The sequence below is a fragment of the Mesorhizobium sp. BR1-1-13 genome, assembly GCF_020165515.1.
In the GTDB taxonomy this organism is placed as follows: Bacteria; Pseudomonadota; Alphaproteobacteria; order Rhizobiales; family Rhizobiaceae; genus Mesorhizobium.
On the sequence record NZ_JAIUIH010000002.1, the window covers coordinates 1 to 12,067 of the forward strand.

General features: G+C 63.3%; 11 protein-coding genes. 8 read left to right on the forward strand and 3 right to left on the reverse strand.

The features are described from left to right. On the forward strand, window positions 1-1,110 hold a 1,110-nt coding region (locus LB533_RS04495), incomplete at its 5' end, for a porin (RefSeq protein ID WP_224676764.1). A 216-nt stretch (window positions 1,111-1,326) separates the two neighbouring features. Further along, entirely contained in the window at window positions 1,327-2,439 is a 1,113-nt protein-coding gene (locus LB533_RS04500; RefSeq protein WP_140638799.1) for a pyridoxal phosphate-dependent aminotransferase, read from the forward strand. Window positions 2,440-2,475: 36 nt separating this feature from the next. On the opposite strand, the gene LB533_RS04505 is transcribed toward LB533_RS04500, so the two are convergent. Then, window positions 2,476-3,480: a bifunctional helix-turn-helix transcriptional regulator/GNAT family N-acetyltransferase gene (locus tag LB533_RS04505; protein ID WP_224556842.1), complete on the reverse strand. Its 1,005-nt coding sequence runs from the start codon at window positions 3,478-3,480 to the stop codon at window positions 2,476-2,478. A gap of 162 nt (window positions 3,481-3,642) precedes the next feature. Between LB533_RS04505 and LB533_RS04510 the strand changes: the two genes are divergently transcribed. The 6 genes from LB533_RS04510 to LB533_RS04535 all read left to right on the forward strand — a co-directional run bounded on the left by LB533_RS04510 (window position 3,643) and on the right by LB533_RS04535 (window position 9,994). After that, entirely contained in the window at window positions 3,643-3,927 is a 285-nt protein-coding gene (locus tag LB533_RS04510) for an acylphosphatase (RefSeq protein ID WP_140638797.1), read from the forward strand. A gap of 69 nt (window positions 3,928-3,996) precedes the next feature. Beyond that, window positions 3,997-4,647, forward strand: coding sequence for a TetR/AcrR family transcriptional regulator (locus LB533_RS04515; RefSeq protein WP_224676765.1), 651 nt, complete (start codon window positions 3,997-3,999; stop codon window positions 4,645-4,647). A gap of 66 nt (window positions 4,648-4,713) precedes the next feature. Further along, window positions 4,714-5,877: an isovaleryl-CoA dehydrogenase gene (locus tag LB533_RS04520; RefSeq protein ID WP_140638795.1), complete on the forward strand. Its 1,164-nt coding sequence runs from the start codon at window positions 4,714-4,716 to the stop codon at window positions 5,875-5,877. A gap of 1 nt (window position 5,878) precedes the next feature. Next, complete coding sequence (locus tag LB533_RS04525) at window positions 5,879-7,486, forward strand: carboxyl transferase domain-containing protein (RefSeq protein ID WP_140638794.1); 1,608 nt, start codon at window positions 5,879-5,881, stop codon at window positions 7,484-7,486. 1 nt (window position 7,487) lies between these two features. After that, the gene (locus LB533_RS04530) at window positions 7,488-8,051 is read left to right on the forward strand and encodes an O-acetyl-ADP-ribose deacetylase (protein ID WP_140638793.1); all 564 of its coding nucleotides are present in this window, start codon (window positions 7,488-7,490) and stop codon (window positions 8,049-8,051) included. After that, a complete protein-coding gene (locus LB533_RS04535; RefSeq protein ID WP_224676766.1) occupies window positions 8,033-9,994 on the forward strand; it encodes an acetyl/propionyl/methylcrotonyl-CoA carboxylase subunit alpha in 1,962 nt (653 codons plus the stop codon). The genes LB533_RS04530 and LB533_RS04535 overlap by 19 nt, the downstream gene beginning before the upstream one ends. 151 nt (window positions 9,995-10,145) lie before the next feature. Here the strand turns inward: LB533_RS04535 and LB533_RS04540 are convergent, their stop codons facing one another. Both LB533_RS04540 and LB533_RS04545 read right to left on the reverse strand, forming a co-directional pair. Next, window positions 10,146-11,267: a branched-chain amino acid ABC transporter substrate-binding protein gene (locus LB533_RS04540; protein ID WP_140553885.1), complete on the reverse strand. Its 1,122-nt coding sequence runs from the start codon at window positions 11,265-11,267 to the stop codon at window positions 10,146-10,148. 398 nt (window positions 11,268-11,665) lie between these two features. Next, complete coding sequence (locus LB533_RS04545) at window positions 11,666-11,932, reverse strand: sel1 repeat family protein (RefSeq protein ID WP_010915070.1); 267 nt, start codon at window positions 11,930-11,932, stop codon at window positions 11,666-11,668. Window positions 11,933-12,067 lie beyond the last annotated feature (135 nt).

Genomic DNA, 12,067 nt, shown 5'->3' on the forward strand with positions numbered 1-12,067 from the left:
CTGATCGCAGTTTCCGGTGCGCGCGCCGCCGACGCCGTCGTCGTCGCCGAGCCGGAGCCCGCTGAATACGTCAAGATCTGCGACGTCTACGGCGCTGGCTACTTCTACATCCCCGGCACCGAGACCTGCCTGCGCGTCGGCGGCTATGTCCGTTACGACATCGGCGTGGGCGACACCGGCTCGTTCGATGGTGCGAAGGCTGCCGATCACCAGGACGGTGACGACCACAACACCTACTACAAGAACACGCGCTTCACGCTGAAGACCTGGACCGGCCAGGAAACCGAGCTCGGCACCTTGAAGACCTACACCGAGACCCGCTTCAACTTCGGCGACGACAATGCCTTCGACGAGCCGATCAACGCCGCCCACAACCGGGACGTCTCGCTGAACTTCGCCTGGATCCAGCTCGGTGGTCTCCGCGTTGGTAAGGACGAATCGGCCTTCGATACGTTCGTCGGCTACGCCGGCAACGTCATCCAGGATACGCTCGTTCCTTACGGCGATTTCGACACCAACGTCGTCCAGTACTACTTCGATGCCGGCAACGGCTTCTCGGCCGTGGTTTCGCTCGAAGAAGGCACCGGCACCGACACGATCGACAGCTATGTTCCGCATGTCGTCGGCGGCGTGAAATATACGCAGGGTTGGGGCGCCATCACCGGCGTCGTCGCTTATGACAGCAACTACGAAGAAGTCGCCGGCAAGGTTCGCTTGGACGTCAATGTCAGCGACGCACTGTCGCTGTTCATCATGGGCGGTTACGGCACCGATGACAACCTCAACGACGACGCCGGCAATTTTGTCGAAGCCCATGGTCGCGGCTTCTACAAGGCCTGGGGCGGCAACTGGGCAGTCTGGGGCGGCGGCACCTACAAGTTCAACGAGAAGACCTCGTTCAACCTTCAGGTGTCTGCTGACGACTGGAAGAACGTCGGCGTTGCGGCGAACGTTGCTTATGACGTCGTTCCCGGCTTCACCGTCACGGCCGAAGTCGACTACCTCCATGCCGGCCGGTTTGACGATGCTGGATTCATCAACCCGTCGTTTACGCCTGCCGACAAGAAGAACAGCGTCGGCGGCATGCTCCGCTTCCAGCGCTCGTTCTAATAGCCATCGCTTCGTGAATATCGAAACCCGGCGGGCAACCGCCGGGTTTTTTTCATTGGGGGTTTCGACTGCGCGATTCCGCAGCGGACGATGATTGCTCTGGGATGCATCAGGTGTTTGGATCAGGCGGGCGGCAACGATTGCTCATTGCGCGCAACTTGCACCCGCCCGTTGAGCGCGCTAGCAAGAAGCCCCTTCCCTACGCGAGCCTACGCCATGCTTCTGCGCCCTCCGCTTACGCCGCTCATTGCCGCACTTCCGTCGACCGTGCCGTTTGTCGGCCCCGAAGCGCAGGAGCGCGAGCGCGGGCGTGCATTCCGCGCCCGCATCGGCGCCAATGAGAGCAGCTTCGGGCCGTCGCCGCGCGTCATCGCCCGGATGGCCGAGATCGCGCGCGACATGTGGATGTATTGCGATCCCGACAATCACGACCTGAAGGTGGCCGCGGCCGCGCATCATGATCTGAAGGTCGAGAATGTCGTCGTTGGCGAAGGCATCGATGGCCTGCTCGGGCTGGTGGCGCGCATGTATGTGGCGCCTGGCGATGCGGTGGTCACCTCGCTCGGCGCCTATCCCACCTTCAACTTCCACATTGCCGGCGTCGGCGGGCGGCTTGTCACCGTGCCCTATGCGAACGACCACGAGGATTTGGAAGGGCTGCTGGCTGCGGCCGCCAGGGAGAAAGCGCCGCTGGTCTATCTGTCCAATCCGGACAACCCCATGGGGAGCTGGTGGGAAGCGGCCGAACTGACGCGCTTCATCGAAGCGCTGCCGGAAACCACCATGCTCGTGCTCGACGAAGCCTATGGAGAATTGGGGCCAGCCTCCGCACTGCCGCCCATCGACGTCTCGCGGCCGAACGTCATCCGCATGCGCACCTTTTCAAAAGCTTACGGACTTGCCGGCATACGCTGCGGCTATGCGGTCGCCGAGGCCCAGGTGATCAGCGATTTCGAGAAGATCCGCAACCATTACGGCGTCAGCCGCATGGCGCAGGTCGCGGGCGTCGAGGCGCTCGCCGACCAGGATTATCTGGATTCAGTGGTGGCGCGAGTGTCGGCAGGGCGCCGGCGCATCGCGCAGATAGCCGAACAGAACGGGCTGACGCCGCTGCCGTCGGCGACCAATTTCGTTACCATCGATTGCGGCCGCGACGGCGCTTTCGCGCTGAAGATCCTGCAAGGCCTGTTGTCGCGCGACGTCTTCATCCGCAAGCCGATGGCGCCGGGGCTCGATCGTTGCATCCGCGTCAGCGTCGGACTGGACCACGAGCTCGACATTTTTGCCGAAGAACTGCCCGGCGCACTGGCCGCCGCCCGTGGAAACTGAACGCGCGTTGCCATCGCGGCGACACCTGCCGGCCCGTCAAAGATCCAGCTCCCAGTTCTGGCCGGTCAGTTCCTTGCCGAAACTGTGATGGCGCTCCTGTGAAACCAGTCTGAACCCGGCGCGCTCATAAATCGCGCGGGCGGCGACCAGAATGTCATTCGTCCACAGAACGAGCTTGATGTAGCCGCAGGCGCGCGCCTGGTTCACGCATTCCGCGACCAGCCGTTTGCCGATGCCCAAACCGCGCGCCGCCGCCTCGACATGCAGCAGCCGCAGTTTCGCAACCTCGTCGTCCTGGTGAACCAGAAACACCGCGCCAAGCGGGAGGCCGGCGCGTTCGGCGATCCAGCAGAAATCGCGCCCTGGCTTGAAATTGCGGATGAAGTCGGCCCCAATTTCGGCAACCAAGGCTTCGAACTCGATGTTCCAGCCATATTCTTCGGCGTAGAGCTGGGCCTGACGCTGCACCACCCAGCCAATGTCGCCGACGCGATGCGGACGCAACGTCACCGCCGGGGCGGCCGCCTGGCCTTCAGCCGCCGGATCGCCCAGCAGCCCCGCTGCCTTGCGCAAGGCGTCGCTGAGTTCGGCCAAGCTGTGGTCAGGCAGGTTCTCGATAAGCCGTGAGGTATCGCGGTCCGCCGCGGCCTGCAGACCGGCAAGGGCGTCCCGCCCCCTTGCCGTCAGGGACAGGATACGCCTTCGCCGGTCGACCGGATCGGTCCGGGTCTCGGTCAAGCCTTCGCTAGCGAATTTTCGCAGGATCCGCGTCAGATAGGCCGCGTCGAGACGCAGTTGTTTGGCGATGTCGGAAGCGGCTGGGCCAACATCGATGTCGAATGCTTCCGAAAGGAAGCCTCGCTCGCCGGCGATTTCCGCCGCCGCCGGGCGATCCCGGAGGCCAAGCTCGAATAGGACACGCGCCTCGGTGAGCGTGAACGGGCTCTGCGTCAAGGTCTCGTCGAGAAGGCCGACGGTGCGGGTGTAGAAACGGTTGAAGTGCCTGATATCGGCCACCAAAGCACTGCGTTGGTCCAGCATATGCATTCAGCCCTTGATTATGATGGCTACAGTGTGAGAAATTTAGTGGACTGAGTCAACTAAATTCAATTTCGACGCGGCCCTCCTTCCTCGTTCGACCGGCCCTGTTGCATTCCCCCCCGCCTGCGCCAGATTCCAGCAGACAAGCCTCAGGAGAGACCCATGGCTGACGATCGCAAGGCAGTGCGTGTGCGGGCCCGCGGCAAGGTGCAAGGCGTCGGCTACAGGATCTGGGTCCGGAGCCAGGCTGCCAGCCTTGGGCTTGCAGGCTGGGTGCGCAATGAAGCGGACGGCTCGGTGACCGCCGAGATTGCCGGCAGAGGCGAGGCCGTCTCGACCATGATCGAACGACTTTGGAAAGGACCGCCGGGAGCATCGGTTTCCGGCATTGACGTTGAAGATGCGGCGTCCGGCAATCTCCTAACCGGCTTCCGGATCGACGCGTGACGCCGGTTTCGGCATAACCCTTGAATTAATTGAACGTTCGTTTTATTAGTTAACGTCGAGGAGGCTCATTTGGCGCGCACGACAGGATCCGATGGCGGGAAGACCGAGGCGGCAGCCCGCGAGGCTGCGGTCAACCTGATCGCGCGGCTCGGCTATGAGGCGATGTCGATGCGCCAGCTGGCGGCCGAAGTCGGCGTGCAGGCGGCCGCGCTCTATCGCTATTTCCCGACCAAGGAGGATTTGCTGTTCACGCTGATGCGCGAGCATATGGAGGAGTTGATCGCAGCCTGGAACGCCGCACGGCCAGCCGACGCCGATCCGGCAAGCCGGCTTTCGGCCTTTGTCGCGAACCACATCGCCTTCCACATCGCCCGCCGCCATGCGACGCATGTTTCGAACATGGAGCTGCGCAGCCTGTCGCCCGAAAGACTGACGCAGATACTGCGGATGCGCACGGCCTATGAGAAGGAACTGTGCGCCATTCTGCGTGACGGCGCCGAGGCAGGCGTGTTCGTCGTCGAAGACACCGGCCTCACCGCCATGGCGCTGATCCAGATGATGACCGGCGTCATCGTCTGGTTCCGGCCGGGCGAGCGGCTGTCGATCGCAGAAGTCACGGCGACATATCTTTCGATGACAATGCGGCTCGTCGGCGCGAGGACCGACGCCTACAGCGCCGCGCGTCCGTTTGGACGCGCAAAGGATGCTGTAGCACTTTGATTTTCGCGCATGACCTTTCCGAAAATCCAAGGCGATTTTCGGGGGTCATGCGGCAGGAGGAACCGGATGTACACGAACACGCTCAGCTTCGGGCATGACGAGGATATCGAGGCATTGCGCGAGCTGGTGCGGCGCTTCGCCCAGGACAGGATCGCGCCGATCGCGGCGGAAATCGACCGCTCGAACGAATTCCCGGCGCATCTGTGGGCGGAACTCGGCAATCTCGGCCTCCTCGGCATCACCGCCGATCCGGAGTTCGGCGGCAGCGGCATGGGCTATCTCGCCCACGTGATCGCGGTCGAGGAGATCTCAAGGGCATCGGCCTCGGTCGGCCTGTCCTACGGCGCTCATTCCAATCTCTGCGTCAACCAGATCAACCGCTGGGCAACGCCGGCGCAGAAGGAGAAATTCCTGCCGCCGCTTTGCTCGGGCGAGCGCGTCGGCGCGCTGGCCATGTCGGAGCCCGGCGCCGGCTCCGACGTCGTCTCGCTCAAGCTGCGCGCCGAAAAGCGCAACGACCGGTACGTGCTCAACGGCACCAAGATGTGGATCACCAACGGCCCGGACGCCGAGACGCTGGTGGTCTATGCCAAGACCGATCCGGAGCGCCATGCCCGCGGTATCACCGCCTTCATCGTCGAAAAGGCCTTTGCCGGATTTTCGGTTGCGCAAAAGCTCGACAAGCTCGGTATGCGCGGCTCCAACACCGGCGAACTGGTTTTCGATAATGTAGAGGTGCCGTTCGACAACGTGCTGCACGAGGAAGGGCGTGGCGTCGAGGTGCTGATGTCCGGTCTCGACTACGAGCGCACGGTGCTGGCCGGTGGCCCGATCGGCCTGATGGCTGCCTGTCTCGACGTCGCGGTCCCCTATGTGCATGAGCGCAAGCAGTTCGGCCAGGCGATCGGGGGATTCCAGCTTGTGCAAGGCAAGCTCGCCGACATGTACACGACGATGACCGCCGCGCGCGCCTATGTCTACGCGGTCGCCTCCGCCTGCGACCGCGGCCAGACCAGCCGCAAGGACGCCGCAGGCTGCGTTCTGTTTGCCGCCGAAAAAGCAACGCAGATGACGCTTGACGCACTCCAGCTTCTGGGTGGCAACGGATACATCAACGACTATCCGACCGGCCGGCTGCTGCGCGACGCCAAGCTCTATGAAATCGGTGCCGGCACCAGCGAAATCCGGCGATGGCTGATCGGCCGCGAGATCATGGCAGAGGGGGTATAGCATGGCCGTCCTGCAGACCCAGATCTCGCCCTCTTCCGATACCTTCCATGCCAATGCCGAACGCATGCGGGCGCTGGTAGCCGATATTGCGGAAAAGGCCGCGAGCGTCGAGCGCGGCGGCTCGGAAGAGGCGCGCGAGCGACACGTCGCGCGCGGCAAGCTGCTGCCGCGCGAGCGGCTGGCGCAATTGCTCGACACCGGCTCGCCCTTCCTAGAGATCGGCCAGTTCGCCGCATGGTCGATGTATGGCGAGGACATTCCGTCCGCCGGCATCATCGCCGGTATCGGCCGCGTCGAAGGCACGGAAGTGATGGTCGTCGTCAATGACGCCACGGTGAAGGGCGGCACCTATTACCCGCTGACGGTGAAGAAGCATCTGCGCGCGCAGGAGATCGCGCTGCAGAACAATCTGCCTTGCGTCTACCTGGTCGACAGCGGCGGCGCCAACCTGCCCAACCAGGACGAGGTGTTTCCCGACCGCGAGCATTTCGGGCGCATATTCTACAACCAGGCAAACCTGTCGGCGTCAGGCATCCCGCAGATCGCCTGCGTCATGGGTTCGTGCACGGCGGGCGGCGCCTATGTGCCGGCAATGTCGGACGAGACGATCATGGTGCGCAACCAGGCGACCATCTTCCTGGGCGGTCCCCCGCTGGTGAAGGCCGCCACCGGCGAGGATGTCAGCGCCGAGGATCTCGGCGGCGCCGACGTCCACACACGGCTCTCCGGCGTCGCCGACCACTACGCGCTCGACGACGAACATGCGCTGGCCATCTGCCGGCGCATCATCAAGAACCTCAATCGGAACAAGACCGTAAGCGTTGCTGTCCAGAAAACGATTCAGCCGCTTCATCCGGCAGATGAGATCTACGGCATCGTGCCGACGGATCTGCGCCAGCCCTATGACGTGCGCGAGGTGATCGCACGCCTCGTCGACGGTTCGGAGTTCGATGAGTTCAAGCAGAATTACGGCACCACGCTCGTCACCGGCTTTGCCCATCTCCACGGCATGCCGGTCGGCATCATCGCCAACAATGGCGTGCTGTTTTCCGAAAGCGCGCTGAAGGGCGCGCATTTCATCGAGCTGTGCTGCCAGCGCAAGATTCCGCTGGTGTTCCTGCAGAACATCACCGGCTTCATGGTGGGGCGCAAATATGAGGCAGGCGGCATCGCCAAGGACGGCGCCAAGCTGGTGATGGCAGTCGCCACCGCCCGCGTGCCCAAGGTCACCGTGATCATCGGCGGCTCGTTCGGCGCCGGCAATTACGGCATGTGCGGGCGCGCCTACTCGCCCCGTTTCCTGTGGATGTGGCCGAACGCCCGCATTTCGGTAATGGGCGGCGAGCAGGCGGCGACGGTGCTGGCCATGGTCAAGCGCGAGGGTATCGAGCGCAAGGGCGGCGAATGGAGCGCCGAGGAAGAAGCGAAGTTCAGGAAGCCGATCCTGATGAAATACGAGCATGAAGGCCACCCGCTCTATTCCTCCGCAAGGTTATGGGACGACGGCATCATCGATCCGGCCAAGACGCGCGAGGTGCTGGCGCTCAGCCTCTCGGCCGCGCTCAACGCGGAGATCGAGGAAACGCGCTTCGGCGTGTTCAGGATGTGAGATGGGCAAGGTGCAGGACAGGATCCGCATTCACGTCGGCGACATCACCAGGCTGGATGTCGACGCCATCGTCAACGCGGCCAATTCCTCGCTGCTCGGCGGCGGCGGGGTCGACGGCGCCATTCACCGGGCGGCGGGGCCGGAACTCCTCGCCGAATGCCGCACGCTCAACGGCTGCAAGACCGGCGATGCAAAGCTGACCAGGGGCTATCGGCTGCCGGCGCGCTACGTCGTCCATACGGTCGGTCCGGTCTGGCAGGGCGGCGGCAAGGGCGAGGCGGAGTTGCTCGCCTCCTGCTATCGGCGTTCGCTCGAAATCGCCGCCGAGAAGGAATGCCGCTCGGTCGCCTTTCCGGCGATCTCGACGGGCATCTACCGCTATCCGAGGGATGAGGCGGCAGCAATTGCAGTCGGTGCCGTAAACAGCTTCTTGAGCGGAAATACGACGCCGCAGACCGTCATCTTCTGCTGCTTCGACGAACAAATGGCCGAACTCTACCGTGAGGCCGTTGCTTCCTCGAGGCGAACGCAGTCTACGGAGGTTTCATGTTCACAAAGATCCTGATCGCCAACCGAGGCGAGATCGCATGCCGGGTGATCCGCACGGCGCGCAGGATGGGGGTGCGCACGGTTGCCGTCTATTCCGATGCCGATGCGAAATCCCTGCATGTCGAGATGGCCGACGAGATAGTGCATATCGGTGCTTCGCCCGTCAGCGACAGTTATTTGCGCGGCGACAGGATCGTCGCGGCTGCCTTGGCGACAGGCTCGCAGGCCGTTCATCCCGGCTATGGCTTCCTGTCGGAAAATCCTGATTTCGTCGACCAGGTGGCGGCCGCGGGGCTCACCTTCATCGGCCCGTCGGCGGCCTCTATCCGCGCCATGGGGCTGAAGGATGCCGCCAAACGGCTGATGGAAAAGGCCGGCGTGCCCGTCGTGCCGGGCTACCATGGCGAGGCACAGGAGATCGTGGTCCTGGCCTCCAAGGCACGCGAAATCGGCTACCCCGTACTGATCAAGGCGCGCGCCGGCGGCGGCGGCAAGGGAATGCGCCGGGTCGAGCACCCCGATGAATTCTCCGAAGCGCTGTCCAGCGCACGACGCGAGGCGAAATCCGCTTTTGGCGACGACCGTGTACTGGTGGAAAAATATATCGACAAACCGCGCCACATCGAGGTGCAGGTTTTCGGCGACAATTTCGGCAATGCCGTCCATCTGTTCGAACGCGACTGCTCGGCGCAGCGACGCCATCAGAAAGTTATCGAGGAAGCCCCCGCCCCCGGCATGACGGAGGCGTTGCGCAAGGCAATGACCGAGGCGGCGGTGAAGGCCGCCAAGGCGATCAGCTACTGCGGCGCCGGCACCATCGAATTCATCGTCGATGCCTCGCAAAGCCTGAAGCCTGACCGCTTCTGGTTCATGGAGATGAACACGAGGCTGCAGGTCGAGCATCCCGTCACCGAGATGGTCACCGGCACTGATCTGGTAGAATGGCAGTTGCGGGTCGCCTCCGGCGAGAAGCTGCCGAAAACGCAAGGCGAGATAAAGCTAGCCGGCCACGCCTTCGAGGCGCGCCTCTATGCCGAGGATGCCGCAAGGGAGTTTCTGCCTGCGACCGGCACGCTGCATCATCTGAAATTTCCCGACACGGTTTCCCAAGGGGCCGCCATGCGTGTCGAAACCGGGGTGCGGGCCGGCGACGCCATTTCTCCCTATTATGATCCGATGATCGCCAAGCTGGTGGTGCATGACAGGGACAGGCCGGCTGCGCTGGAGGCACTCGGCGCGGCGCTTGCGCGAACCGAAGTCGCCGGTTCGATCGTCAATACTGCCTTCCTCGCCGCACTGGTGACCGATCCGGACTTTTCGGCGGGCGATGTCGATACCGGCCTGATAGGCCGGCATCAGCAGGCGCTGACCGAGATTGGGCCGCCGAGCGGCGAAACGGTCGCAGCCGCGGCCATTGCGGCCTCCGGGGCGGGCGCGCTGCCCCAATCGGACGATCCATGGTCGTCGCTTGCCGGCTACACGCATTTCCATGGCATGGCGCGACGGATCCGGCTGAAGTTTGGCGATGAGGATATTCTGGCGAAGGTCTCGGTACGGCCAGACCGACGTTCCGAGGTGACACTCCATGCACCCTACGACAGCGCCAATTCGCATGACCTTCGCGCCGTTCCTCGCCTCGCCCGCTGGCCAGGCCACATCACGATATTCGAAGGCGCGGTCGGCTATACCTTCGCGGTACCGGACCCGTTGGCCAGAAGCGATGATGCGGCGGCGGCTTCAGGCAGCTTGCGCGCGCCGATGCCGGGACTGGTCAAGCTGGTGCGGGCGACAAAGGGCGATACGGTGATGAAGGGGCAACCGCTGCTTGTTCTCGAGGCGATGAAGATGGAGCATACCATCGCCGCGCCGCATGATGGCGTGATCGCCGAGATCGCCATCGAAGGCGCGCAGGTCACCGACGGCACCGTGCTGGTGCGGTTCGAGGATATGCAAGGCTGACAGCCTCGCTGCCGGAGGCCAAGCGTCCCTGTCCTGCCGGACAGTCAGAGGCGCCGTAGAATGTCGACCGGCGCTATATGTCCATGGCAAGACACACAGGCAGAAATGAATGGCCGGGACGAGCCCGGCCATTCCATCATATGGGCAGCGATTACGGCTGGATCGGCGCGTATTTGCCGTCGTGCCACTGGTTGATGTCGTAGCTGGCGTTCTTAAGGTCGCCCTTCTCGTCGAAGGTGACATTGCCGACAACCGTGCTGATCGGCTGCCCGTTCTTCAGCGCCTCGGCGACCTTGGCCGGATCATCGCTGCCGGCACGCTTGATGCCTTCCGCAAAGGCCTGGATCGTGGCGTAGGAGAACAGCGTGAAGCCTTCCGGCACGAAGCCGCCGGCTTTGATCTTCTCGACGGCTGCCTTGGCTTCCGGCTTTGCCTGAGGATCCGACGGGAAGACGAACATGGTGCCTTCGCCGGCCGGGCCGGCAACCTGCCAGAACTCCGGCGAGGCTATCGAATCGGGCATGATCAGCTGGAACTTGATACCCTGTTCCGCCGACTGGCGCAGGATCAGGCCAGCCTCCGGGTGATAACCGCCGAAATAGACAACGTCGGCCTTGAGGTCCTTAAGCTTGGTGACCAGCGCCGAATAGTCCTTTTCGCCGGCGTTGATGCCTTCATAGTCCACTTCCTTCAGGCCGCCGGCATTCATCGTCGCCTTGACCGCATCGGCAACGCCCTGACCGTAGGCACTCTTGTCATGCAGGATGACGACGTTCTTGCCGGCATATTTCTTCGCGATCCACGGGCCTATGAAGGCGCCCTGCGCATCGTCACGCGTGTAGAGGCGCATGATCGTCGGCCAGCCGGCCTTCGCTGCGGCGTCGGTCAGCACCGGGTTCGAGGAGGCCGGGCTCATCATCAGGGCACCGGCTTCGGCATAGACGGCGGAAGCCGGAATGCTCGAACCCGAGCAAGCGTGGCCGTCGATGAACTTGACGCCGTTGGCGACGATACGGTTGGCGACCGAAACCGCCTGCTTCGGGTCGCACTGGTCATCCTCGATATCGAGCTTGATCTGGCGACCGTCAACACCGCCGGCGGCATTGATCGCGTCGGCGGCAGCCTGCGCGCCCTGCTTGAACTGATCGCCGATGGTGGCGAGTTGTCCGGTCATCGGACCGACCACCGAAAAGGTGATGTCGTCGGCAAAGGCGACCGGCGTGCTCATCATCAGGCCGAAAATGGCCGCGTTCAAAATACTCAATTTTTTCATTGTGGTATGACTCCTCCACTCACGCGCGGCCGCCCCGGCCACGCTTCTTCCAGAGAGGCCGGACAATTTCATCCTTCGTGTGGCCTGTCTAGGCGCATTGACGCCGCTCGATTGGGCCTGCGAAGCATCGCTGGAGCAAAAAGGCAAAAGCCGCGCCGGCCTTGTTCCGGCCGGTCGCGGCTTTGCCTGTCGAGCTGTTTCTCAAGCGCCCCCGCACTCGAACCCAACTCGCCTTCCCTGTCTTCCTGCTGGCCTTGATCTTTCCGAAAACCGGATCATGGCCGCCGCGCCGCTGGCCCTGTCGGGCGTGCCGCGTTCTTGGTTTGCCGCGTGGCCGTCTTACCGCGGCCTTGTCCTTGCCCGGCGGACCGGAAGGCCGCCCTGCCTTGTCTCCAAATTCAGTGCATCGTCATCCATTCGCGGGCTTCGCGCAGCGCCTTGGCGATCTCGACCTTCGACATTGCAGCCGACAGTTCCGAGCGCAATTCCGCAGCGCGAGCCGAACCCTTGATCGCGGCGATGTTGAACCATTTGTGGGCGGCCACGACATCGGTCTCGCAATCGCGGCCCGTCGCATACATCATCCCCAGTTCGAAAAGAATGTCGGCCTGGGCAGTTGCCCCCATGGCGCCGAAGCCTGCTTCAAGCATTTCAAAACGTGCCATTTTTCAACCCTCTCTTCCGGCCCTGTCTGGCTCCCGAGAGCTGCCTCCGTTTGTCTGTCCGGGCTGCTCTTTCGATGCTTTCGAGAATGCCGCTCAGGCTTGAATCCGTCGTTAAATGGCGTGCTTAATTTGAGG